Consider the following 24950-nt stretch of genomic DNA (forward strand, 5'->3'; position numbering starts at 1 on the left):
GGATAATTTTTCTCCGGTTCTTTTTGTGTGTTTTATTTCACTTGGTTTCTACATTAATTTAACATTAATTAAACCTATTGCCGGGATTATGGACGGCCATAAATATTTGAAAATGTATCACCCCTTGTTTTTCATCACTATAGAAAAAAATCTATACGCAACATATTGTTGCCCACTGTAAATTGTCACGATCCGTGACATGTGTGACTGCGTTAACATAAAGTGTCAACAGCGCTTTGACACTTGTTTAAGCGTGTTTACAGTCCTGCAACCTTCCCGTAAAATGCCCGCACACCTGAAGCGACAATAGAGCCCTAGTTATTGAGGTCGTTAGATGAGACTTAAGAAATACAATAAAAGTATTGGGATGTTGTCCTTATTTGCCTCCGCGTTAATGTTGAGCGGTTGCAATACGGCATTGATGGATCCCAAGGGAGCAATTGGACTTGAGCAGAGAACGCTGATTTTAACAGCGATTGGTTTAATGCTGATCGTCGTTATACCAGTTATTATCATGGCGTTTGCCTTTGCGTGGAAGTATCGTGCTTCCAACACAAAAGCAAAATACAGTCCTGATTGGTCCCACTCCAACAAAATTGAAGCCGTCGTCTGGACAGTTCCAATTATAATCATTGCCATTCTGGCAACGATTACCTGGAAAACCACCCACTCGCTTGATCCGTTCAAGCCTATCGTGACTGACGAAAAACCGATGACGGTTGAAGTCGTTTCTCTGGACTGGAAATGGTTGTTCATTTATCCGGAACAGGGCATCGCTACCGTTAATGAGCTCGTCATTCCTAAAGATGTGCCGGTTCAGTTCAAAGTCACTTCTGACTCTGTGATGAACTCGTTCTTTATTCCTCAGTTAGGCGGGCAGATTTATGCGATGGCCGGTATGCAGACTCAGTTGCACTTGATTGCAAATGAGGCGGGTACCTATAAGGGCATCTCAGCAAGCTTCAGCGGCCGCGGCTTCTCTGGCATGAAGTTCAACACAATTGCGACTCCAACCCGTGCCGATTTCGACACCTGGGTAGCAAAAGTGAAAAGCGCACCGAACCAGCTGGCAACCACTGATGACTTCAACAAACTGGCTGCACAGAGTATCGACAACCCGGTCGAATACTTCTCTGTAGCAAAACCTGGTTTGTTCAAAGAAATCATTGGCAAATACTCCATGCATGACATGAAGGCAGCGCCAGAAGGTCATACCATGCCAATGCCAGCCGGCAGTGACATGAAAGGCATGGATATGGGTGGACAGTCTCACGCAGCCGGAGCCGAGGAATAAACGATGTTCGGAAAATTAACGCTTGATTCGGTTCCGTATCATGAACCGATTATCATGGTCACAGTTGCCGCGATTATCATTGGTGGCCTGGCAGTTCTTGCCGGCATCACCTATTTCGGTAAGTGGAAGTATCTGTGGACCGAGTGGCTGACGTCTGTCGACCACAAAAAATTAGGTATCATGTACATCATTCTGGCCTTCGTCATGCTGCTGCGTGGCTTTGCCGATGCGATCATGATGCGTAGCCAGCAGGTTCTTGCTTCTGCAGGTGAACCGGGCTTCCTGCCGCCTCATCACTATGACCAAATCTTTACCGCGCACGGCGTTATCATGATCTTCTTCATGGCGATGCCTTTCGTAATCGGTCTGATGAACGTGGTGGTTCCTTTGCAAATCGGTGCGCGCGACGTTGCGTTCCCGTTCCTGAACAACGTGAGCTTCTGGTTCACCGCCGCGGCTGTGGTGCTTATCAACATCTCTCTGGGTGTTGGCGAGTTCGCACAGACCGGCTGGCTGGCTTATCCGCCACTGTCAGGTAAGGAATACAGTCCGGGAGTCGGGGTAGATTACTGGATCTGGAGTCTCCAGATATCCGGTGTCGGGACCTTGCTGACCGGTGTTAACTTCTTTGCGACCATCCTGAAGATGCGCGCACCAGGCATGCCGCTGATGAAAATGCCGGTATTTACCTGGGCCGCACTGTGCACCAACGTGTTGATTATCGTGTCCTTCCCGATTCTGACCGTGACTGTTGCACTGCTGACATTAGACCGTTATCTGGGCACCCATTTCTTCACGAATGATATGGGCGGCAACATGATGATGTACATCAACCTGATTTGGGCCTGGGGCCATCCGGAAGTGTACATTTTGGTTCTGCCAGTATTTGGTGTGTTCTCGGAAGTTACTGCAACTTTCTCCAAAAAACGTCTGTTCGGTTACACCTCGCTGGTATGGGCAACCATCGCCATCACCGTGTTGTCGTTCATCGTTTGGCTGCACCACTTCTTTACCATGGGTTCAGGCGCCAACGTCAATGCCTTCTTCGGCATCATGACGATGATCATTTCTATCCCGACTGGGGTAAAAATCTTCAACTGGCTGTTCACCATGTATCAGGGCCGTATCACGCTTAACGCGGCGATGCTGTGGACCGTGGGCTTCATCATCACCTTCTCCGTTGGTGGTATGACTGGCGTTCTGCTGGCGGTTCCGGGTGCTGACTTCGTGCTGCACAACAGTCTGTTCCTGATTGCCCACTTCCATAACGTTATCATCGGTGGTGTGGTCTTCGGTTGCTTCGCTGGTCTGACTTACTGGTTCCCTAAATCCTTCGGCTTCACGCTGAACGAAAAATGGGGTGTGCGTTCATTCTGGTTCTGGATCATCGGTTTCTTCGTTGCGTTCATGCCTCTGTATGCACTGGGCTTCATGGGGATGACCCGTCGCGTCAGCCAGAATATCGATCCTGAGTTCCACCCGCTGCTGGTTGTTGCAGCATGTGGTGCTGCACTGATTGCTATCGGTATCCTCTGCCAGCTGATCATGATCTTCGTCTCTGTTCGCGACCGCGACCAGAACCGTGATCTGACCGGTGACCCGTGGGGCGCACGTACTCTGGAGTGGTCAACCTCTTCTCCTCCTCCGTTCTACAACTTCGCTATCGTGCCGCAAATTCACGACCGTGATGAGTTCTGGGACATGAAAGAGAAAGGTACCGCTTACAAGCAGCCTGCTAAATATGAACCGATTCATATGCCACGTAACAGCGGCGCCGGTTTCATCATCGCTATGCTGAGCCTGGTTTGTGGTTTCGCATTAATCTGGGATATCTGGTGGCTGGCAGCAGTGAGCTTCATTGCCCTGGCTGCGACCTGGATTGCGAAAAGCTTCGACGAAGATGTTGATTACTACGTGCCAGTTGAAGAAGTGGAACGTATTGAAAACCAGCATTTTGAACAAATCCGTAAAGCAGGTGTGAAACATGGCAACTGATACTCTGACTCACCACGATGAAGCCCATGCTGAGCATGGGCACCACGACGCAGGTGCAACCAAAGTCTTCGGCTTCTGGATCTACCTGATGAGTGACTGCATCCTGTTTGCGAGCCTGTTCGCAACGTATGCAGTACTGGTAAACGGGACCGCTGGCGGTCCCACTGGTAAAGACATTTTTGAACTGCCGTTCGTGCTGGTAGAAACCTTCTGCCTGCTGTTCAGTAGTATCACTTACGGCTTTGCCATGCTGGCCATGAACAAGGGTAACAAAGCAGGCGTTAACGGCTGGTTGTTCCTGACATTCCTGTTCGGTTTAGGCTTCATCGGGATGGAACTCTATGAATTCCATCACCTGATTGCTGAAGGCTATGGCCCGCAGCGCAGTGGTTTCTTGTCTGGCTTCTTTGCACTGGTCGCCACCCACGGTCTGCACGTGACCTGTGGCCTGATTTGGATCCTGACCATGATGGTTCAGGTTTCACGTCGCGGTCTGACTGAAGTTAACAAAACCCGTCTGATGTGTCTGAGCCTGTTCTGGCACTTCCTGGACGTAGTGTGGATCTGCGTGTTTACCGTTGTTTATCTGATGGGAGCGATGTAATGAGTCATTCTGCTACTTCCCATGGTGGCGCAAGCCACGGCAGCCTGAAGTCATATGCGATTGGCTTCATCTTGTCGGTTATCCTGACGGTGATCCCGTTTGCCATGGTCATGACCGACACGGCATCACATTCACTGATCCTGGGTACCGTGGTTGCGTCCGCAATCATCCAGATCGTTGTCCATCTGGTGTTCTTCCTGCACATGAATACGTCGTCGGAAGAGCGCTGGAACCTGGTGGCACTTCTGTTCACCGCTGTGATTATCTTTATCGTCGTTGTGGGCTCATTGTGGATTATGTATAACCTCAACCTCAATATGATGGTCAGTTAAAGAGCCGAGCTGCACGTGATGATTAAGCAATACCTGCAAGTAACGAAACCAGGAATTATTTTCGGCAACTTAATTTCTGTCATCGGGGGATTCCTCCTTGCTGCCAAAGGCAGCATCGACTTCCCACTCTTTCTCGCCACTTTGGTGGGTGTTTCGCTGGTTGTCGCATCGGGTTGTGTATTTAACAACTTTATCGACCGCGACATCGACCGGATCATGGAAAGAACGAAGAACCGGGTCCTGGTGAAAGGGCTTATTCCGCCGAAAACAAGCCTGGTTTACGCGACCATTCTGGGTATTGCGGGCTTTGCGTTGTTGTATATCGGAGCAAATCCGCTGGCGATGTGGCTGGCAGTGATGGGCTTTGTGGTTTATGTCGGCGTTTACAGCCTGTACATGAAACGCAACTCGGTATACGGCACGTTGATCGGCAGCTTGTCTGGCGCAGCGCCACCGGTTATCGGTTACTGCGCCGTTTCAGGCCAGTTCGATACCGGTGCCCTGATCCTGCTTCTGATCTTCAGCCTGTGGCAGATGCCGCATTCGTACGCGATTGCCATCTTCCGCTTCAAAGATTATCAGGCAGCAGGCATCCCGGTACTGCCAGTGGTGAAAGGCATCTCTGTCGCCAAACATCATATTATCGTCTACATTCTGGCGTTTATGATTGCGACGCTGATGCTGACCCTGAGCGGTTACGCAGGGTATAAATACCTGGTCGTTGCCGCCGCTGTCAGTATCTGGTGGCTGGGCATGGCACTGAAGGGTTACAAAACGGAAAACGACGTGGTGTGGGCGAGAAAACTGTTTGGTTTTTCCATCATCACTATCATGTCGCTGAGCTTCATGATGTCCGTGGATTTTAATTCTGCGCCAACATCGTTGCTGACCTACGTTTGGTAACACACAATTTCAGTGTAACGCTCTGAAATCATAGCGAAAGGCCAGTAGCAATACTGGCCTTTTCTTTTGCTTTGAGCATCAGGCAAATCCCGTAATATCTGCTAAAGATCCATCGTTTTACCCAGGCCGGCTTAATCATTAAAATGTCGGATTGTTATTTTGAGGTAGTAATGTGAACGATAACCAGATGACCCCGCAGGAAAGTCGGGCTACATGGGGACTAGGGACAGTATTTTCTTTGCGCATGCTTGGCATGTTCATGGTTCTGCCAGTACTGACCACTTATGGCATGAAACTCTCCGGCGCCAGCGAAGCACTGATCGGCATCGCCATAGGCATTTACGGACTGGCACAGGCCGTTTTCCAGATCCCGTTTGGACTGCTTTCTGACCGCGTGGGCCGCAAACCCCTGATCGTCTTTGGTCTGGTCATCTTCTGCATCGGCAGCATTGTGGCTGCTTCAACCGAATCTATCTGGGGCGTGATCATTGGTCGTGCCCTGCAAGGCTCCGGCGCGATTGCCGCCGCCGTCATGGCCCTGCTGTCTGACCTGACCCGCGAACAGAACCGCACCAAAGCAATGGCGTTTATCGGCATCAGCTTCGGCATTACCTTTGCAATTGCGATGGTCCTCGGCCCGATTATCACGCACGCGTGGGGCTTACACGCCCTGTTCTGGGCCATCGCAGTACTGACTATTCTCGGCATCATTATTACCGTTGCCGTGGTGCCCTCCCCTGCCACGCACATTCTTAATCGTGAATCGAGCATGGTGAAAGGCAGCTTCGGTAAAGTGCTGAGCAACGCCAAATTGCTGAAACTCAATTTCGGAATTTTGTGTCTGCATATCCTGCTGATGTCGAGTTTTGTGGTGTTACCGCAAGTGATGGAACACGCAGGTTTCCCGCCAAGCGAACACTGGCGCGTTTACCTGATCACCATGCTTACGTCTTTCGTTGCCGTCATTCCGGTCATTATCTACGCCGAGAAAAAACGCCACATGAAACAGGTATTCATGGGCTGTGTCGCAGTACTGTTGCTGGCGGAAATCGTGCTGTGGTCGGCGGGTCTGCATTTATGGGCCGTGATTGCCGGTATCCAGCTGTTCTTCCTGGCGTTTAACGTCATGGAAGCTATTCTGCCCTCGCTTATCAGCAAAGAATCTCCGGCAGGATACAAAGGCACCGCGATGGGCTTGTATTCCACCAGCCAGTTTATCGGCGTGGCGATCGGCGGCAGCTTAGGCGGTTACGTATACGGAAACTCAGGTGCTGGCGCGGTGTTCCTGGTTTGCGCAGCGATCGCCATTGTCTGGTTGCTGGTCAGTTCTACTATGACCGAACCGCCGTACGTCAGCAGCCTGCGCATTACGCTGTCTGAACTGGCGGTAAAAGATTCCGCCCTTCAGGCGCGCATTCTGGCCCAGCCGGGCGTGGCAGAAGCGGTAGTCGTACCGGAAGAATTCAGTGCTTACGTGAAGGTCGATACCAAACAGACCAACCGCCAGGCTCTCGAACAACTGGTCAGCGCTGCCTGACGCCCTCTGACGTTAATAAATGCTGTGCCTGCAAACTGGCACAGCGTTTCAATTTTATCCCCACCGCGTGACTCTCCTCACTTAAAAAAACCCAGTAATCATTATCCTCAAGAATTCCTTAACAAAATTTTGTCAGTGATGACGGCTTTCGGGCCTATTGAGGATCTCATGAAAACATATGCTCTCGTTGGCACCGGTGGTCGCTCAGGTTTGTACATTGAAGCGATCACCGGCAAATACCGCCACAACGCAAAATTTGTGGCCTTCTGCGATACAAACCAGACGCGAATGGATTATGCAAACCGCCAGCTTGAGCAGAGTGGCATCGCCCGTGTATCAACATGGAAAGCTGCCGATTTCTCTGCAATGCTCGACGAAACTAAACCGGAGATCGTGATTGTCACCAGCATGGATCGCACCCACGACGACTACATCGTCCGCGCCCTGCACGCCGGTTGTGACGTCATCACTGAAAAGCCAATGACCATTGATGAACAGCGCGCGCTGCGCATTCTGGATGCTGTCGATGCCACGGGCTATCAGGTTCGCGTCGCGTTCAATTACCGCTACGCCCCGCATCACAGCAAAATCCGCGAACTACTCCAGCATGAAACCATCGGCGAAGTGCTTTCTGTGCACTTTGAATGGCTGCTCAATACCGAACACGGCGCAGATTATTTCCGTCGCTGGCACCGTGAAAAACGCAATTCCGGCGGCCTGCTGGTGCATAAATCCACCCACCACTTCGACCTGATGAACTTCTGGCTGAACAGCACACCGGAAAAAGTGTATGCCCAAGGTGATTTGCGTTTTTACGGAAAAGAGAATGCCGAGAAGCGCGGCGTGACTCAATTTTATCCGCGTGCACATGGCTATCCGCAGGCGCAGAACGATCCGTTTGCTCTGCACATGGAAGATAATGCGCAGCTCAAAGCGCTGTACCTGGATGCCGAGCATGAGGATAACTATTTCCGCGACCAGAGCGTATTCAGCGACGGCATTAATATTGAAGATACGCTATCGGTGCTGGTGAAATACCACAACAAAGTGCAGCTGACTTATTCGCTGAATGCGTATCTGCCGTGGGAAGGACTGAACGTGGTGTTCAACGGCACCAAAGGCCGCATTGAAATGAAAATCGTCGAAATGTCTTACGTGAATGCCGGTGGTAAACGTGAGAATGAAGGCAGTATCGAAACAGCAGAAATCACGGTTTACCCGTTATTTGCACAACCGTGGAAAGCCCAATTCCAGCTGGGAGAAGGCGGTCATGGCGGCGGCGATAATGCCATGCTGGAAGACCTGTTCGGCGAGCGCAAAGATGATCCGTTAAAACGCGCGGCCGATCATCGGGCCGGAGCGATGTCGATCCTGACCGGGGTCGCCGGAAATCTTTCAATGCAGCACGATAAACCGATCTACTTTAAAGACTTCGAACTGGTGAAAAGGCTACGCCAGCCGAAGTGACCACCATAAAAAAGGGACGCACAGCGTCCCTTTAATATTCCCGCCAGTCAACGCATCTGCAGCGCGAAGGTCGAAGGCTATTAGTCGCGGAAGTTTTTAAACTGGAAGGGCTGGCCTAAATCGCCGTTACGGATTAACGCCATCACGGCCTGCAAATCATCACGCGCTTTGCCGGTGACGCGAACTTCGTCGCCCTGTACCTGCGCCTGCACTTTGATTTTACTGTCTTTGATCAGCTTGACGATTTTCTTCGCCAGCGCGGATTCAATCCCAGAATGCAGTTTAGCTTCAACGCTGTACGTTTTACCGCTGTGATCCATCTGCTCAGGAATTTCCAGCGCCCCGCCTTCAATGCCGCGTTTAGCTAACTTCTCACGCAGAATATCAACCAGCTGATTAACCTGAAAATCAGATTCACTGGCCACTTTGATACTCTCGTTTTTCTCGTTGAGATCGAAGCTGGCCGGAATATTGCGGAAATCCCAGCGGGTTTGCAGTTCACGGCTGGCATTTTCCACGGCGTTGCGCACTTCCTGCATGTCGATTTCGGAAACAATGTCAAAAGACGGCATAATCGCTTCTCCCTGTAGTTTTTGTATTGCACGTTATATGGCGTGCATAATACCGCCTTCAACCGTCGATGCCAAACAACAGCAAACCACCGAACATGAAATGCTCCAATGGTCAAAAAGTACAGGTGGAAATGTGATGTACAGCACAAATGTCTATACTAATAAGATAACCGGACAGCAGAATATTCTTTCTACAACCGGCTTTAACGGCGGTTTTCGCCGCATTTCCCGGGAGGCACAATGAAAATAACAGTTCTTGGTTGTGGTGCGCTGGGGCAACTTTGGCTTTCAGCACTTTATCAGCAAGGCCACGACGTTCAGGGCTGGATACGTATTCCGCAGCCATTTTGTGCCGTCAACGTGATTTCCCCCGAAGGCATCGCCTTTAACCGTAACCTGCCCACCAACGATCCTGAGCATCTGGCGCAAAGCGAATTACTGCTCGTGACCCTCAAAGCCTGGCAGGTTTCCGGAGCCGTCAGCGCGCTGATGCCGATGCTGAACGATAATTGCACGATATTACTGCTGCACAACGGCATGGGAACCGTCGATGAATTGCCGCCAAACCGGCTGGCGATTTTGCAGGGCGCAACCACGCACGCGGCGCGTCACGAAGGCAATGCCATTCTCCACGTTGCCACTGGTGCCACGCATATCGGGCCAGTTTCGCCACGCGCTGCGGCGCTGAGTTCGCTGGCAGATGTGCTGCATCACGCGCTGCCGGACGTCGCGTGGCACGACAACATCAAGCCGTCGCTGTGGAATAAACTGGCGGTGAACTGCGTGATTAATCCTCTGACCGCCACCTACGAATGTACCAACGGGGATTTGCTGGCGTATGCCGACCAGATTGAACAAATCTGTCAGGAAGTCGCGCAGGTCATGGCGATTGAAGGCGTGGAAATTCACAGTGAATCGCTGCTGAGCTTTATTTATCAGGTGATTGATTCCACCGCCGCCAATCACTCTTCCATGTTGCAGGATATCCGCAACCAGCGTCACACTGAGATTGATTACATTACTGGCTATCTGCTGCGTCGCGGACGCAAATACGGACTCAACCTGCCGGTTAATACCCGATTATTTGAACAAATTAAAAGAAAGGAAAACGACTATGAGCGCATCGGTACTGGTCTGCCTGGCACCTGGTAGCGAGGAAATTGAAGCCGTCACCGTGATTGATTTGCTGGTTCGCGCCGGTATCCACGTCACCACCGCCAGCGTTGCGGGGGATGGCAATCTTGAAATCCGCTGTTCACGCGGTGTGCGTATTCTGGCAGACGCCGCGCTGGTGGATGTCGCCGATGACGACCACGACGTCGTTGTTCTGCCCGGCGGCCTTGGCGGCGCGACCTGTTTCAGTGAAAGCCCGCTGCTGGTGGAGAAAGTCCGTCAGATGCACGTCAGCGGTAAAATCGTGGCGGCGATCTGCGCCGCACCCGCGCTGGTGCTGGAATATCACGATTTATTCCCTGTCGGTAACATGACCGGTTTTCCGGGCCTGAAAGACAAAATCGATCCGAACAAATGGTCCGATCGCCGGGTGATTTTCGATCCGCGCGTAAACCTGCTCACCAGCCAGGGGCCGGGAACGTCCATGGAGTTCGCACTTAAAATTATCGACCTGCTTCTGGGCAAAACCAAAGCCGCAGAAATTGCCGCACAACTGGTTCTGGCGCCAGGTATTTATAACTACACCGACGAAGGCGCACGCGAATCCTAATCCGGATGCCGCAAAGCAAAAGGGGCTCAGCATGGCTGAACCCCTTTATTTTGGTTAACGCTTAATGACTATGGGCGATAGACTTTTACATTATCAAAGCCCTGTTCTTTCAGATACAGCGCCTGCAAACGGCTCATTACGCCACGGTCACAATACAACAGATAGGTTTTGGTCTGGTCGAGATCGCCAAACTGAGTCGCAAGTTTGTAGAACGCCAGAGGTTTAACCTCAACGTTTTCCAGTGTCAGCGGCTGCGCGTCGACTTCATCCGGCGCACGGACATCCAGCACGATATCGGTTGACGTAAATTCAGCGACCGTTTCAATTTCCGGCACGACTTCTGCGGCTTGCGCTGCAATTTCGCGGATATCGACATTTCGCGCTTCGCTGACGACTTTATCCAGCACGCTGAAATCGAACATCGCTTCTTCGGCTTCGATTTTCGCTTTCACGGCTTTCACGGTCGGGCTTTTGGAAATCACGCCACAGTATTCAGGCATAGTTTTCGCAAAATCTTCCGTGCCGATTTCACGGGCAATCTTGATGATGTGTTCTTTATCGTGGGAAATCAGCGGACGCAGGATCAGCGTGTCAGATACGTTGTCGATCAGGCGTAAGTTGGTCAGTGTCTGGCTGGACACCTGACCGAGCGCTTCACCAGTGACCAGCGCCTGAACGCCGTAGCGCTCAGCAATGGAAGAGGCGGCACGAATCATCATACGTTTCAGGACAACGCCCATCTGACCGTCTTCGACTTTTTCGAGGATTTCACCCACAACCGGTTCGAAATCGACTGAGATGAAACGCACGCGGTGTGAGCTGCCAAAACGGTTCCACAGATAATGTGCTACCTGTTTCACGCCAATTTCATGCGCCGCGCCGCCCAGATTGAAGAAGCAATAATGCACACGACAGCCGCGACGCATCAGCATATAACTGGACACGCCGGAATCGAAACCGCCGGAAATCAGCGAAAGCACATCTTCCTGCGTGCCAATCGGGTAACCGCCCTGACCTTCGAGCCGGCTTTTTACCAACACCAGCTGATCGTCGTTGATTTCGAGTTTAACCGTCACTTGCGGATCTTTCAGGCTGACCTTCGCAGATTCGACGTGCTGATTCAGGCCGCCGCCGATGTAGCGTTCCGCTTCGGTTGAAGAAAAATCATGTTTACCGCGACGCTTAACGCGTACGCAGAACGTTTTTCCTTCTACTTCAGCACGATAGGCTTCCAGCGTTTGTTCGAAAATATGGTGAAGATCCGTGTAAGGACGGTCTTCCACTTCTTCAACATAACGGATACCTGGAATACGGCAGAGTAATTCCTGAATCAGATCGTGTTTGCTTTCGTCTTTGCTGCGAACTTCGATATGATCCCAATGGCGGACTACTGCCAGCGTCTCATCATGCGGCCGCACAACGTTGCGGATGCTGCTTGAGAGGATCTTAATGAAGCGCAAACGCACAGATTGGCTCTTGATGGTGATTTCAGGGAACAATTTAATGATAAACTTCATGGCAGTCTTTTGTTAGCGGGTGAAAAAACGGGGTAGTAAGTCGCTGAATAAGGATCTAGGATCCTATTATTGCTAAGCCAGATGTATGTTATGTGCCACATTGGGCTTAGCAATAATATCTGCGGCGCAGAGTATATCACTTAAAATGCGTACTCTGCGCACAAAACCCGACAGCAGATGTCATGCTGAACAGGAATGTCTCTCGAGGCTGAAAACCGGCTCTGCGGCTCAGACCTCTGATCATCAATTCTGATCAACGATATCAAAAGAGAATTATGCCAAAAAAATCTGCACCACCTGCCAATTTTGAAACGGCCCTGGCCGAACTGGAACAGATCGTTTCCCGCCTTGAGTCTGGCGAGCTGCCTCTGGAAGATGCGCTGAACGAATTTGAACAAGGCGTCCAGCTGGCACGTCAGGGGCAGCAAAAGCTGCAACAGGCAGAACAGCGTGTTCAGATCCTGCTCGACAGCGACAACGATGCTCCGCTGACTCCGTTCACCCCGGAAGCAGAGTAACTGGTCATGTCTGAAGCGATCTCCTTATCTTCTTCTGACAGCTTTACTGGCGAACTTCGTGCCATGCAAAAGCGTGTCGATTGCGTTCTGACGGCCTACGTCAGCGCACAACCTCTGGCGGATTTACCGCTGGTGGACGCGATGCGTTACGGTTCGCTGCTGGGCGGTAAACGCCTGCGCCCGTATCTGGTTTACGCCAGCGGACAACTGTTCAACCTTGATTTGAAGAATCTGGATGCGCCAGCCGCCGCCGTGGAATGTATTCACGCGTATTCGCTGATCCACGATGATTTACCTGCGATGGACGACGACGATTTGCGCCGTGGCCAGCCGACCTGCCACATTAAATTTGGCGAAGCCAATGCTGTTCTTGCCGGTGACGCACTACAGACACTGGCATTTTCGATTCTCGCCGATGGTGATATGCCGGACGTGGCCGTGAAAGACCGCCTGTCGATGATTTCCGAACTGGCCAGCGCCAGCGGAGCCAGCGGCATGTGTGGCGGTCAGGCACTGGATTTAGCCGCAGAAGGCCAGCAGGTGGGTCTTGAAGCGTTAGAAAAAATCCACCGCCATAAAACCGGTGCGCTGATCCGCGCCGCCGTGCGCATGGGTGCGCTGGCTGCCGGTGAAACCGGACGTGCCGTTTTGCCTATACTGGATAACTACGCACAAGCTATCGGCTTAGCGTTTCAGGTTCAGGACGATATTCTGGATGTGATTGGCGACACCGCTACGCTCGGCAAACGTCAGGGCGCTGATCAGCAGCTCGGGAAGAGTACCTACCCTGCCCTGCTGGGGCTGGACGGCGCAAAAGCCAAAGCGATGGATCTGTATCAGGAAGCCGTTTCCGCACTGGATCAGCTGGCTGCACTTTCTTACAACACAGCGCCACTTCTCGCGTTAGCCAGCTTTATCATTGAACGCGATAATTAAACTTACTATGAGCAACTGATGAGTCTTGAATTAGCCAAATACCCGACACTGGCGCTGGCGGAGAATCCCGAAGATCTCCGCTCACTCCCTAAAGAGAGTCTGCCCAAGCTCTGTGACGAACTGCGTCAATATTTATTGGCCAGCGTCAGCCAGTCCAGCGGACACTTTGCGTCCGGTCTGGGAACGGTAGAACTGACCGTTGCGATGCACTATGTCTACAACACGCCATTCGACCACGTTGTCTGGGATGTCGGCCATCAGGCCTATCCGCACAAGATTCTGACCGGCCGTCGCGAACGCATTTCCACCATCCGCCAGAAAGGCGGGCTGCATCCGTTCCCCTGGCGCGGCGAAAGCGAATATGACACGTTGTCCGTGGGCCACTCCTCGACATCTATCAGTGCGGGTCTCGGCATGGCCGTTGCCGCCGAGCGTGAAGGCAAAGGCCGGCGCACCGTTTGCGTGATTGGCGATGGCGCAATCACCGCCGGGATGGCTTTCGAGGCCATGAACCACGCGGGCGATATCAAACCTGACATGCTGGTCATCCTCAATGATAATGAGATGTCGATTTCCGAAAACGTCGGTGCGCTGAACAATCATCTGGCGCAGTTGCTGTCCGGAAAACTCTACTCGCATCTGCGTGAAGGCGGTAAAAAAGTGTTGTCCGGTCTGCCACCGATTAGAGAACTGGTGCGCCGTACCGAAGAACATCTGAAAGGCATGATGGTGCCAGGCACCCTGTTCGAAGAGCTGGGCTTTAACTATATCGGGCCGGTTGACGGGCACGATGTCGTTGCGCTGGCGCAAACGCTGAAAAACATGCGCGAGCTGAAAGGCCCGCAATTGCTGCACATCATGACCAAAAAAGGCAAAGGTTACGCACCAGCGGAAAAGGATCCAATCAGTTTCCACGCAGTGCCGAAATTCGATCCGGCTTCCGGCACGCTGCCAAAAAGCAAAGAAGGTCTGCCTACTTATTCGAAAATTTTCGGCGACTGGTTGTGCGAGGCCGCAGCCAAAGACAGCAAACTGATGGCGGTTACGCCTGCGATGCGTGAAGGCTCCGGCATGGTGCGCTTCTCGCGTGAATATCCGCAGCAGTATTTCGACGTTGCAATTGCTGAACAGCACGCCGTGACTTTTGCCGCCGGTCTGGCTATTGGCGGCTACAAGCCGATTGTCGCGATTTACTCGACGTTCCTGCAACGCGCGTACGATCAGGTGATCCACGATGTGGCCATCCAAAATCTGCCAGTGCTGTTCGCCATTGACCGTGGCGGCATCGTCGGGGCAGATGGTCAGACGCATCAGGGCGCTTTCGACCTGTCTTTCCTGCGCTGCATTCCGAACATGACCATCATGACGCCAAGCGATGAAAACGAATGTCGCCAGATGCTGCATACCGGTTATCACCATAACAGCGGCCCGGTTGCCGTGCGTTATCCGCGCGGCAACGGCACGGGCGCAACCTGTGAACCGCTGGCGTCGCTGCCAATTGGCAAAGGCGTTGTGCGTCGTGAAGGCGAGAAAGTTGCCATCCTGAACTTCGGTACTTTACTGCCGGACGCGCTGGCAGCGGCTGAAAAACGTAATGCCACCGTCGTGGATATGCGTTTTGTGAAACCGCTGGATGAGGCTCTGATTCAGGAACTGGCGGCCAGCCATGAAGTGCTGGTGACGCTGGAAGAAAACGCCATTATGGGTGGTGCGGGCAGCGGCGTGAATGAGTTGCTGATGTCCAAACGCATTCTGGTGCCGGTGCTCAATATCGGCCTGGCGGACAACTTTGTTCCGCAAGGCACACAGGACGAAATCCGTCACGATCTGGGGCTGGACGCTGAAGGCATCGACCGTCAGATCACCGACTGGCTGGCCTAGCCTTTTCCCCTCTTTCAGCCTGAAAGAGGGGATTTTCCTTTCTAACTTTTTCCCCCGTCACCCAATCCTGGCGTTCAGTAAGCTACAGTTATAGCGTGCTAATCATTTTCACGACTTTCTGATTTCAATTCATCCTGACCAGGAGATGTCATGCAATACACTATTCTCGGAAAAACCGGCCTGAATGTCTCACGCCTGTGCCTTGGCTGTATGACGTTCGGTGAACCGGATCGCGGAACCCACGCATGGACACTGCCCGAAGAAAGCAGCCGCCCGATCATTAAACAGGCGCTTGAGGCGGGAATAAATTTCTTTGATACCGCCAACAGCTATTCCGACGGCAGCAGCGAAGAAATCGTCGGCCGCGCGCTGAAGGACTTTGCAAAGCGTGATGAGATTGTCGTGGCGACCAAGGTTTACAACGCCGTCACCGGCCTGAAGCCGGGGCTGTCACGCGCTTCGATTATGCAATCCATTGATGACAGCCTGCGCCGCCTTGGCATGGAGTATGTCGATCTGCTGCAAATCCACCGCTGGGATTACGAAACGCCCATTGAAGAAACGCTGGAAGCGCTGAATGACGTCGTCAAAGCCGGTAAGGCACGTTTTATCGGCGCATCATCCATGCACGCCCATCAGTTTAAACAGGCGCTGGATGTCTCGGCACAAAACGGCTGGGCGAGCTTTGTGTCGATGCAGGATCAATACAATCTTATCCAGCGTGAAGAAGAAAATGAAATGTATCCGCTATGCCTGGAAAGGAATATTGCGGTGCTGCCATGGAGTCCGCTGGCACGCGGCAAACTGACCCGTCCGTGGGGAGAAACCACGGCACGTTCTGTTTCCGATAATTTTGCCAAAACGCTATATGACGCCACCGATGAGGCCGATGGTAAAATCGCTGAACGCGTGGGTAAAATCGCTGAAGATCACGGGGTGGCGCGTGCGCAGATCGCGCTGGCGTGGATCCTGAGTAAGCACGTCGTGACCGCACCGATTATCGGTGCATCCCGCCCTGCGCATCTGACGGATGCTATTGGCGCGCTAGACATTACGTTGTCAGCAGAAGAAATTGCAGAGCTGGAAATGGCGTATGTACCGCACGTGGCCACTGGTTTTAAATAATCACAGCGGCTGATACGCGGTTGAAAGGTAAAAAGGCGCTGCGCGAAACCGGCAGCGCCTTTGACATCACGTCACAGCAAATCAGTTCAGAACAACGGCCAGTGATGTCCCACCAGATAGATAATTGCGGCAGCCAGAACACCGGCGACCACATCATCGATCATGATCCCCATCCCGCCCTGAACGTTGCGATCAAACCAGCGGATCGGCCACGGTTTCCAGATATCCAGCACGCGGAAAACGATAAATCCGATCAGCACCCAGCGCCAGTCGTTTACGGGGATCGCCATCAGCGTGATCCACATGCCAACAAACTCATCCCACACGATACTGCCGTGGTCATGAACCCGCATGTCACGCGCAGTCTGGCGACACAAATATACGCCGATACAGATACTGAACATGACGATCATGGAATACACCTGCCACGGCAGGTACGTCATGACAATCCAGAAAGGGATCGCGGCGATGGAGCCTGCAGTGCCCGGTCCGACAGGGAATAATCCGCTGCCAAAACCGGTTGCCAGTAAGTGCCACGGATTACGCAGGTTCAGACGCTTTTTCGCGGCCGCCATGTCCTGCACCGGATCACCGGTTTTTCCTTTGTACCCTGCCGGGCGTTTTTTACGGCTTATATTCACAACAACTCCCTACCGGCAAAATGATCGAACCCCTGCCATTCAAGCTCAACGGCAGCCCCGGAACGCATAAATTTGAGGCCCTCGGAATGCGGAGCAATTTGCCCGACACAGGTAAAATCAACGCCCAGATGGCTGAGCGCAACATCCAGCGCGCCACGGTTGATTTCCGGTACGGTAAAGCACAGCTCGTAATCTTCGCCGCCCGTCAGCGCCCATTTCAGCGCCTGTTCATGGTCAGCAACCGACTTCATGGCATCGGAGAACGGGATCGCATCGAGATCCAGACGCGCGCCGCATTCGCTGGCATTCAGTATATGTTTAAGATCAGAAATCAGCCCGTCGGACAGGTCGATCGCTGAGGTCGCTAAATCGCGCAATCCCTGCCCCTGCAAAACGCGGGGTGACGGACGCAGATGGCGTTTCAGCAGGAAATCGCGGGTTGGAATATCACTGACATTCAGCTCCTGGAGAAGGATTGCCAGACCCGCCGCGCTGTCGCCCAGCGTGCCGGTGACGAAAATCCAGTCTCCGACACCAGCGCCACCGCGTGTTAATGCGCGACCAGCGGGCACTAACCCCTGAATAGTCAGGGTCATGCTCAGCGGACCGCGGGTGGTATCACCGCCAATCAGCTGCATACCGTAATAATTGAGCTGGTCGAAGAGGCTGTCACTGAATGCCTGCAACCAGTCAGGGTTCACTTCAGGAAGCGTCAGCGCCAGAGAAACCCAGGCAGGATCGGCGCCCATAGCAGCCAGATCGCTGAGGTTAACGGCCAGCGCTTTGTAGCCAAGATCAGCCGGTGAAATCGTTTTGAGAAAATGGATGCCTTCGACCAGAGTATCGGTACTGACTGCTAAAAGTTGCTTCTCGCCCACCGTCAGCAAGGCACAATCATCACCAATGCCTAACTGAACATCCTGTCGGGCGGTTCTGAACCTGTTGAAGTAGCGAGTGATTACATCAAATTCGCCGCATGCCATAGTACAATTCCAAATCGTTAGAATGACTTAAGGCCGGAAGCCCGGCCTTAAAAAGGGGTGTCACACAGAGGATAAGCGAGGTGACATCACCAGATTATCAACAGACTCAGTATTGCACCGAAAATGACTGTCGCCATTTATGAATGCCACTGACCCTGGCTGACGATCATTTTTTACGAATGTGCGGGCCCGCTTTATCCAGCACACCATTGACAAACTTATGACTGTCTTCAGCACCGAAGGTTTTAGCCAGTTCGATAGCTTCGTTGATCGCCACTTTGTAAGGGACGTCCTGGCGTTTGCTCAGCTCAAACAGAGCCAGACGCAAAATCGCTCTTTCCACCTGGCCCAATTCGTCCAACTGGCGGGACAGGTATGGCGCCATCAATGCATCGAGTTTCTCTGCACTGTTTGCCACACCAGACAGCAGTTCGCGGAAATAGGCAATGTCTACGTCTTTGACATCCTGCTCGGTCAGGAATTCTAATTCAACATCGGCGATGTCATTTTTCGACAACTGCCAGGAGTAAAGCGCCTGGACGGCACATTCACGGGCGCGGCGACGAGCAGCAGGTTTCACGGATTTCCCCTTAACTAGATTCAGGCCTTAATAGCCTTGATAACATTAATCATTTCAAGCGCGGTCAGTGCAGCTTCTGCACCTTTGTTACCGGCTTTTGTCCCTGCGCGTTCGATGGCTTGTTCGATGCTTTCTGTCGTCAACACACCAAAGGCAACCGGGATTTCGCTGTTCATTGCAACGCTGGACAGGCCAGAGCTGCATTCGCCCGCTACGAATTCAAAATGGGCAGTGCCCCCGCGGATCACAGTTCCGAGCGCAACAACGGCGTCGTACTTACCGCTTTCAGCCAGTGCACGGGTTGCCAGAGGCAATTCGTATGCGCCAGGGACCCAGACTACGGTGATGTTGTCATCGCTGACCTGACCGATACGTTTCAACGCATCAACAGCACCTGACAGCAGGCTGTCGTTGATGAAATTATTAAAACGAGCAATCGCGATCGCTACGCGCGCGTTCGGCGTGGCTACAGCACCTTCGATAACGTTCATAGTTTTCCTTAAAGTGGGTTCAGGAGTTTCTAACCCCCGCCGCAGGGGGGCGGATTCTATCATAAAATTACCCTGTCTGGACATGCGCTTTTCAAACCCATTCAGACAGAGAGGCGTAAAATTCTCAGTACGTGTTGTTTAGTACACTGGTTTCAGGCGCAAACGTAAATCCGGGCCAATTTGCCTGACATCGCTGAAAGCAAATTCAGGGGCATCGGCCAGGTACGTTAAGCCGGGCAGTTCACACAGCGCGAGGCCATTATTACCTAATAGTTTCGGTGCCATATAAACGATTAATTCATCCACCAGACCTGCCTGTAATAAGGCGCCCGCCAGTTGCGGCCCCGCTTCTACCCAGATGGAATTTATCTGGCGTTTTGCCAGTTGCATCATCAGCAGAACCAGATCTATACGATTATCGCGTCCGGCCACACGCCATTGTTCGACGGATTTAGGCCAGATTTCCGTATCAGTGTCCAGACGCGCCAGCAACACATCGCCGGGGATATTCACCAGCTGATGCTGTGGCGTTACGCGGTTCTGACTGTCGAGAATAATGCGCAGCGGCTGACGCAAATTTTCCTGCGGATAAACCGCCTGCACATCGCTGCCCAGTTCGCTCCAGCGAACATTCAGCGAAGGATTATCGGCCAGGACGGTGGCGCTGGTGCTCAGAATCGCCGAGCTTTCTGCGCGAAAACGCTGAACATCCGCACGGGCTGCCGGAGAAGTTATCCACTGACTTTCGCCGGAGGCCATCGCGGTTCTGCCATCCACCGACGCACCCATTTTGAGCTGCACGTAAGGAAAACCGGTACGCATACGTTTGAGGAAACCGAGATTCACGGCTTCCGCCTGGGAATGCATCAGCCCGTGGCTGACGTCAATGCCGTTCTGTTTGAGGCGATACAAACCGCGCCCGGCAACTTCCGGATTGGGATCCTGCATCGCGGCGACTACGCGGGTCACACCGGCAGCCAGCAGGGCATCGGCACAAGGCGGCGTACGCCCGTGATGGCTGCACGGCTCGAGCGTGACATACGCGGTCGCGCCCCGGGCTTTCTCACCGGCCATGCGTAATGCATGAACTTCCGCATGCGGTTCACCGGCACGCAAATGATAGCCTTCACCGACGATTTCGCCATTAAGGACGATCACGCAGCCGACGTTCGGATTGGGTGTGGTGGTGAAACGTCCGCGACGCGCCAGCTCAAAAGCACGCGCCATAAAACGTTCATCACGGTGTAATTCGTCAGACGATGTTCCGGCAGGCTGTTCGGGGAGCATTAACGTTCCTTAGTCCTGAAGACGGGCAATCTCTTCGCCAAATTCACGGATATCTTCAAAGCTGCGATAAACCGATGCGAAGCGGATGTAGGCGACTTTATCCAGCCCTTTCAGGGCATCCATCACCAGATTACCAATCATTTTGGCAGGAATTTCACGTTCACCGGTAGCCCGTAACTGCGATTTAATGTGGCTGATGGCCGTTTCGACGTCGTCGGAGCTGACCGGTCTTTTTTCCAGCGCTTTCAGAAAGCCGCTGCGAAGCTTGTCTTCGTTGAAAGGTTCGCGAACTTCATTGCTTTTAATGACCCGCGGCATCACCAGTTCCGCCACTTCAAAAGTCGTGAAGCGTTCATGGCAGTCCAGACACTGGCGGCGTCGGCGGACCTGAGATCCATCACCTACCAGGCGGGAATCGATGACTTTAGTATCAACAGCGGCACAAAATGGGCAATGCATAGCACTTCCTGACAGCGAGCATAATTGGACACCAGTTTACCCCGAAGTGTGCCGACAACAAAGGCTGTCGCTACTTTCATAGACATCAGGTTAAACTTACTCATCTTATATTGGTGCCCGGAACGAATGTTTCAACGGGCAGATGAAAGGAAGTCTCTGATATGACAAAACCTCCCCGCCTCTTACTGGCCTTTGCCGCATTGTTCAGCCTTGCGGGCTGCGCACAGCAAGATCCCAAGTTACCGGAACTGAAAGCCGAAGTAGGCCAACTGAACCAAAAACTCTCCCGCCTGACCGATCTGGCTACAGCGCTGGAACAGCAAACTACGCTGAACCGCCAGTCCACTAACGGGGTCTATTTGCTTCCTGCGGCGAAAAGCGCTGCACTGGTGAAGAGTGAAATTGGCGAACTGAGCCTTGCACTGACCCGCGTTGCCCCGGATGCCAGCGGTGTTCAGGCCGTATTAGAGATTAAAAATAATGCCGGCCAGCCGCTGCCTGCATTTACCGCCACACTGAACTGGGGCCAGTTGGATCCAGTGACAGGCAAGCCGCTGACTGTAGATATGCAAACGCAGACCATCACGGTTGAACCGGATTTATTACCGGGTCCGGTGAAAACGATAGAGGTGAAATTCGATCAGGTGACCGTTGAAACGCTGGGCTTTGTTCATCTGCATAATATTGTCGCCACGCAGAAACCCGCTCAGGCCGCAGAACCGGTTCCAGCGAAGTAAAAATTGGGCTTTCAGTTTTAGGAATCAGACATAAAAAAACCCCGCATTGCGGGGTTTTTACTTTCTACGCTACCGGCAGATTACGGCAGAATCGAAGGCTGATCTGCACCTTCTTTTTCCACTTTCTGCTGCAACATATGTTCACGCTTCATGCCCAGTTTCAGAGCCAGCGCGGACGCAACGTAGATTGATGAAGCCGTACCGATTGAAACACCAATCAACATGGTCAGTGAGAAACCACTGAGCAATGCACCGCCAAACAGATACAACATCAGGATCACGACTAACGTGGTACCGGATGTGATTAATGTACGGTGCAGCGTCTGGGTCAGCGACACGTTAAAGATTTCGTAAGGTGTCCCGCGACGGATCTTGCGGAAGTTCTCACGAATACGGTCCGATACCACGATGCTGTCGTTAAGTGAGTAACCAATAACCGACATCAGTGAAGCGACGATGGTCAAGTCAACTTCGATATGGAACAACGAGAGTACACCCATGGTGATCACAACGTCGTGAGCAAGCGCGATAACAACACCTGCGGCAAGACGCCACTCGAAGCGGAAACCGACGTAAATCAGGATAGCGATCAGCGCCACTAACAGCGCCATAGCACCATTCTGCGCCAGATCGGCCCCTACGCTCGGCCCGACGAACTCGATACGTTTCACCTGAGCATTCTGGCTGGTCGTTTCGTTAATCACGCTAAGAACTTTGGTACCCAGAACCTGGCCGCCGGTTTCACCCTGAGTCGGTGGCATGCGTACCATGATGTCACGGCTGCTACCAAAGTTCTGTACCAGCGGATCGGCAAAGCCTGATTTCTCAAGCGCTGCGCGCATCACGTCCAAATCCGCAGGTTTTTCCAGCGAGATTTCAATGACCGTACCGCCGGTGAAATCCAGACCCCAATTGAAACCTTTCACACCGATAATGGCGATAGAAAGGATCAACAGGAAACCAGAGATACCGAAAGCCCAGTAATCCCATCGCATAAAGTCATAGACTTTACGACCATGGTTTAATTGTTCAACAGTATATTCCTGTGCCACAACGCACTCCTCAGATAGACAGCTTTTTGATGCGCTTGCCGCCGTACAACAGGTTTACGATGGCACGGGTACCGATGATTGCGGTAAACATTGACGTCGCTACACCAATACCGGTTGTAATCGCAAAGCCTTTAATTGCCCCGGTGCCGACGGCATACAGGATGATAACCTTGATGAGCGTCGTAACGTTGGCATCAAAGATGGAGCTGAACGCGCCTTTGTAACCTTCTTCGATAGCCTGCTGTACTGAACGTCCGTTACTAAGCTCTTCCTTAATACGTTCGTTAATCAGTACGTTGGCATCAACCGCTACGGCAAGGGTTAATACGATACCCGCAATCCCCGGCATGGTCAGTGTTGCACCCGGTATCAGGGACATGATCCCCACAATAAGTACCAGGTTAGCAATCAGCGCAGTGGTCGCAATCAGGCCAAACTTCTTATAGAAGAACAGCATGAAGATAATTGAAACCACAAGTCCTGCCAGACAGGCTTCCAGACCTTGCTTGATATTTTCCATACCCAGGGTCGGGCCGATGGTACGTTCTTCAACGATCTGAATTGGCGCAATCAACGCACCGGCGCGCAGCAACAGAGAAAGCTGGCGGGCTTCATTCGGATCGTTCACGCCGGTAATACGGAAGCTGTTACCCAGACGTGACTGAATCGTCGCGACGTTAATCACTTCTTCCTGTTTCGCCAGAATCGAACGGCCATTGGCATCTTTCTTACCGCTGTCTTTGTACTCCACGAACAAGGTTGCCATCGGTTTGCCAATGTTATCCTTGGTGAAGTTAGACATGGCGTTACCGCCAGCGCTGTCGAGAGAAATGTTAACCTGTGGCTGATTGTATTCATCCATGCTGGATGTGGAGTCAGTGATATGGTCACCGGTCAGAATCACACGTTTGTACAGGACAACCGGGCGACCATCACGGGTATTTTTCACTTCGCTGTCACCCGGAACACGGCCTGTTGCCGCTGCAGAGGCGTCCACATTGGTGTTAACCAGACGGAATTCCAGCGTTGCCGTTGCGCCTAAGATTTCTTTAGCGCGGGCAGTATCCTGAATACCTGGCAACTCAACCACAATACGGTCTGCGCCCTGACGCTGTACCAGCGGCTCGGCCACACCCAATTGGTTTACACGGTTACGCAGGATAGTGATGTTTTGCTGAACCGCATACTCGCGCGCCTCATTCAGACGGGCATCCGTCATCACCACATTAACAGCAGTATCGCCGCTGTTGGTGATGACTAAATCGCGGTGACGTGGGGTCAGATAGCTGACGGCCGCATCGCGGGTCGCAGCATCACGGAAACGCACCTCAACGCCATAGTTGTCGAGCTTACGCACAGTGGCATAAGGGATATTCTTGTCGCGCAAATCGCTGCGCATGTTGTCCATCGTTTGTTCTTGCAGCTTGCTTAACGCGGTATCCATATCCACTTCCATCAGGAAGTGAACACCACCACGTAAGTCGAGGCCCAGCTTCATCGGCTCAGCACCCAGCATGCTCAACCAGCGCGGCGTTGCCGGAGCCAGGTTAAGTGCAATCACAAATTTGTCGCCCAGAACGCCGTTCAGCACTTCACGAGCGCGAAGCTGAACATCCGTATCTTTAAAACGGGCAAGAATAGCGCCATTCTCCAGAGCAATAGATTTGCTCTGAATGTTATTTTGATCTAAAGCGTTACGGACTTGGTCCAGCGTTACTGCACTGGCGTCGGAACCCCGAGCACCAGTGATTTGAACAGCCGGATCCTCACCATAAAGGTTGGGAAGTGCATAAAGCAGCCCGACGATGATCACAACGACCAGCATCAGATACTTCCACGCAGGATAACGGTTTAACACGGCAGTTCCCTTCGGGAAAATCGAAAATTAGATAGACTTCATCGTGCCTTTTGGCAGAACTGCTGCCACGAAGTCACGCTTGATCATCACTTCGTTAGTGTCGTTCAGTGCGATAACCACATAGCCAGTTTCGGCTACTTTCGTTACGCGACCGATCAAACCACCCGTGGTCATGACTTCGTCACCTTTACCGATGGAATCCATCAGTTTTTTGTGTTCTTTAGAACGCTTTTGCTGCGGGCGCAGGATCATGAAATAGAAAATCAGACCAAATACCACCAGCATAATAACCAGAGAGTAAGGACTTCCCTGTGATGGTGCGCCAGTCGCTGCGACAGCATCGGAAATGAAAAGACTCATTTAAATTCCCTCATTGTTGTTGTGAAGCAAAATTGTTTTAGAAAATAACAGTGATCCAAGCCGGAGTCTGGCGATGAAACGTCTCGCACAATACCCCA

The 24950-nt window shown here is 52.4% G+C and carries 27 protein-coding genes; 16 read left to right on the forward strand and 11 right to left on the reverse strand.

The window, feature by feature from the left end:
- The 8 genes from J1782_RS23175 to J1782_RS23210 form a co-directional block, all read left to right on the forward strand.
- The coding region (locus tag J1782_RS23175; protein ID WP_217153977.1) for a hypothetical protein at positions 1–181 on the forward strand (181 nt) is incomplete at its 5' end.
- 153 nt (positions 182–334) lie between these two features.
- Positions 335–1294: a cytochrome o ubiquinol oxidase subunit II gene (gene cyoA / locus J1782_RS23180; protein WP_152327871.1), complete on the forward strand. Its 960-nt coding sequence runs from the start codon at positions 335–337 to the stop codon at positions 1292–1294.
- 3 nt (positions 1295–1297) lie between these two features.
- The gene (gene cyoB / locus J1782_RS23185) at positions 1298–3289 is read left to right on the forward strand and encodes a cytochrome o ubiquinol oxidase subunit I (protein ID WP_152327870.1); all 1992 of its coding nucleotides are present in this window, start codon (positions 1298–1300) and stop codon (positions 3287–3289) included.
- The gene (locus J1782_RS23190) at positions 3279–3893 is read left to right on the forward strand and encodes a cytochrome o ubiquinol oxidase subunit III (protein ID WP_152327869.1); all 615 of its coding nucleotides are present in this window, start codon (positions 3279–3281) and stop codon (positions 3891–3893) included. Before cyoB ends, J1782_RS23190 begins: the two co-directional genes overlap by 11 nt.
- Positions 3893–4225 (forward strand): cytochrome o ubiquinol oxidase subunit IV, encoded by a 333-nt coding sequence (locus J1782_RS23195; RefSeq protein ID WP_013576648.1) that lies wholly within the window; start codon positions 3893–3895, stop codon positions 4223–4225. Before J1782_RS23190 ends, J1782_RS23195 begins: the two co-directional genes overlap by 1 nt.
- A gap of 18 nt (positions 4226–4243) precedes the next feature.
- Positions 4244–5128, forward strand: a complete 885-nt coding sequence (gene cyoE / locus J1782_RS23200) for a heme o synthase (protein WP_112287502.1) — start codon at positions 4244–4246, stop codon at positions 5126–5128.
- Between the two features lie 172 nt (positions 5129–5300).
- A complete protein-coding gene (locus tag J1782_RS23205; protein WP_217153978.1) occupies positions 5301–6665 on the forward strand; it encodes an MFS transporter in 1365 nt (454 codons plus the stop codon).
- 168 nt (positions 6666–6833) lie between these two features.
- The gene (locus J1782_RS23210) at positions 6834–8132 is read left to right on the forward strand and encodes a Gfo/Idh/MocA family protein (RefSeq protein ID WP_217153979.1); all 1299 of its coding nucleotides are present in this window, start codon (positions 6834–6836) and stop codon (positions 8130–8132) included.
- A gap of 80 nt (positions 8133–8212) precedes the next feature.
- Here the strand turns inward: J1782_RS23210 and J1782_RS23215 are convergent, their stop codons facing one another.
- On the reverse strand, positions 8213–8704 hold the full coding sequence (locus J1782_RS23215; protein WP_132965051.1) for a YajQ family cyclic di-GMP-binding protein: 492 nt from the start codon (positions 8702–8704) through the stop codon (positions 8213–8215).
- Here J1782_RS23215 and J1782_RS23220 point away from each other — a divergent pair.
- Genes J1782_RS23220 through yajL form a run of 3 tightly spaced genes read left to right on the forward strand, consistent with a single transcriptional unit; the run spans position 8688 to position 10427 of the window.
- Positions 8688–8948 carry a hypothetical protein gene (locus tag J1782_RS23220; protein WP_208949887.1) on the forward strand — a complete coding sequence of 87 codons (261 nt, stop codon included), beginning with the start codon at positions 8688–8690 and terminating at the stop codon, positions 8946–8948. The genes J1782_RS23215 and J1782_RS23220 overlap by 17 nt on opposite strands.
- Positions 8945–9856, forward strand: a complete 912-nt coding sequence (panE, locus tag J1782_RS23225; RefSeq protein ID WP_217153980.1) for a 2-dehydropantoate 2-reductase — start codon at positions 8945–8947, stop codon at positions 9854–9856. The genes J1782_RS23220 and panE overlap by 4 nt, the downstream gene beginning before the upstream one ends.
- Positions 9819–10427, forward strand: a complete 609-nt coding sequence (gene yajL / locus J1782_RS23230; protein ID WP_165059296.1) for a protein deglycase YajL — start codon at positions 9819–9821, stop codon at positions 10425–10427. Before panE ends, yajL begins: the two co-directional genes overlap by 38 nt.
- Positions 10428–10495: 68 nt before the next feature.
- On the opposite strand, the gene thiI is transcribed toward yajL, so the two are convergent.
- A complete protein-coding gene (gene thiI, locus J1782_RS23235; protein ID WP_217153981.1) occupies positions 10496–11944 on the reverse strand; it encodes a tRNA uracil 4-sulfurtransferase ThiI in 1449 nt (482 codons plus the stop codon).
- Between the two features lie 275 nt (positions 11945–12219).
- Here thiI and xseB point away from each other — a divergent pair, with 275 nt between their 5' ends.
- The 4 genes from xseB to J1782_RS23255 all read left to right on the forward strand — a co-directional run bounded on the left by xseB (position 12220) and on the right by J1782_RS23255 (position 16404).
- Positions 12220–12462 (forward strand): exodeoxyribonuclease VII small subunit, encoded by a 243-nt coding sequence (gene xseB / locus J1782_RS23240; RefSeq protein ID WP_013576657.1) that lies wholly within the window; start codon positions 12220–12222, stop codon positions 12460–12462.
- 6 nt (positions 12463–12468) lie between these two features.
- Positions 12469–13398, forward strand: a complete 930-nt coding sequence (gene ispA / locus J1782_RS23245; RefSeq protein ID WP_217153982.1) for a (2E,6E)-farnesyl diphosphate synthase — start codon at positions 12469–12471, stop codon at positions 13396–13398.
- Between the two features lie 18 nt (positions 13399–13416).
- Positions 13417–15279, forward strand: coding sequence for a 1-deoxy-D-xylulose-5-phosphate synthase (dxs, locus tag J1782_RS23250; protein WP_217153983.1), 1863 nt, complete (start codon positions 13417–13419; stop codon positions 15277–15279).
- Between the two features lie 150 nt (positions 15280–15429).
- The gene (locus J1782_RS23255) at positions 15430–16404 is read left to right on the forward strand and encodes an aldo/keto reductase (RefSeq protein WP_152327861.1); all 975 of its coding nucleotides are present in this window, start codon (positions 15430–15432) and stop codon (positions 16402–16404) included.
- A gap of 86 nt (positions 16405–16490) precedes the next feature.
- Here the strand turns inward: J1782_RS23255 and pgpA are convergent, their stop codons facing one another.
- The 6 genes from pgpA to nrdR form a co-directional block, all read right to left on the reverse strand.
- On the reverse strand, positions 16491–16979 hold the full coding sequence (gene pgpA, locus J1782_RS23260) for a phosphatidylglycerophosphatase A (RefSeq protein ID WP_101075798.1): 489 nt from the start codon (positions 16977–16979) through the stop codon (positions 16491–16493).
- A 62-nt stretch (positions 16980–17041) separates the two neighbouring features.
- Entirely contained in the window at positions 17042–18028 is a 987-nt protein-coding gene (thiL, locus tag J1782_RS23265) for a thiamine-phosphate kinase (protein WP_165059290.1), read from the reverse strand.
- Between the two features lie 166 nt (positions 18029–18194).
- Entirely contained in the window at positions 18195–18608 is a 414-nt protein-coding gene (gene nusB, locus J1782_RS23270; protein ID WP_101075473.1) for a transcription antitermination factor NusB, read from the reverse strand.
- 20 nt (positions 18609–18628) lie between these two features.
- Positions 18629–19099 carry a 6,7-dimethyl-8-ribityllumazine synthase gene (ribE, locus tag J1782_RS23275; RefSeq protein WP_101075472.1) on the reverse strand — a complete coding sequence of 157 codons (471 nt, stop codon included), beginning with the start codon at positions 19097–19099 and terminating at the stop codon, positions 18629–18631.
- A gap of 138 nt (positions 19100–19237) precedes the next feature.
- Positions 19238–20386, reverse strand: coding sequence for a bifunctional diaminohydroxyphosphoribosylaminopyrimidine deaminase/5-amino-6-(5-phosphoribosylamino)uracil reductase RibD (ribD, locus tag J1782_RS23280; RefSeq protein ID WP_217153984.1), 1149 nt, complete (start codon positions 20384–20386; stop codon positions 19238–19240).
- 9 nt (positions 20387–20395) lie between these two features.
- The gene (gene nrdR, locus J1782_RS23285) at positions 20396–20845 is read right to left on the reverse strand and encodes a transcriptional regulator NrdR (protein ID WP_104923087.1); all 450 of its coding nucleotides are present in this window, start codon (positions 20843–20845) and stop codon (positions 20396–20398) included.
- Between the two features lie 161 nt (positions 20846–21006).
- On the opposite strand from nrdR, the gene J1782_RS23290 reads away from it, so the two are divergent.
- Entirely contained in the window at positions 21007–21582 is a 576-nt protein-coding gene (locus J1782_RS23290; protein WP_165059288.1) for a DUF3251 domain-containing protein, read from the forward strand.
- A gap of 80 nt (positions 21583–21662) precedes the next feature.
- Here the strand turns inward: J1782_RS23290 and secF are convergent, their stop codons facing one another.
- Genes secF through yajC form a run of 3 tightly spaced genes read right to left on the reverse strand, consistent with a single transcriptional unit; the run spans position 21663 to position 24852 of the window.
- The gene (secF, locus tag J1782_RS23295) at positions 21663–22634 is read right to left on the reverse strand and encodes a protein translocase subunit SecF (protein WP_165059286.1); all 972 of its coding nucleotides are present in this window, start codon (positions 22632–22634) and stop codon (positions 21663–21665) included.
- A 10-nt stretch (positions 22635–22644) separates the two neighbouring features.
- A complete protein-coding gene (gene secD, locus J1782_RS23300; RefSeq protein WP_152327856.1) occupies positions 22645–24492 on the reverse strand; it encodes a protein translocase subunit SecD in 1848 nt (615 codons plus the stop codon).
- Between the two features lie 27 nt (positions 24493–24519).
- Positions 24520–24852: a preprotein translocase subunit YajC gene (gene yajC / locus J1782_RS23305; RefSeq protein WP_013576670.1), complete on the reverse strand. Its 333-nt coding sequence runs from the start codon at positions 24850–24852 to the stop codon at positions 24520–24522.
- Between the last annotated feature and the right edge of the window lie 98 nt (positions 24853–24950).

It is taken from the genome of Rahnella sp. BCC 1045 (assembly GCF_019049615.1).
GTDB lineage: Bacteria > Pseudomonadota > Gammaproteobacteria > Enterobacterales > Enterobacteriaceae > Rahnella > Rahnella contaminans.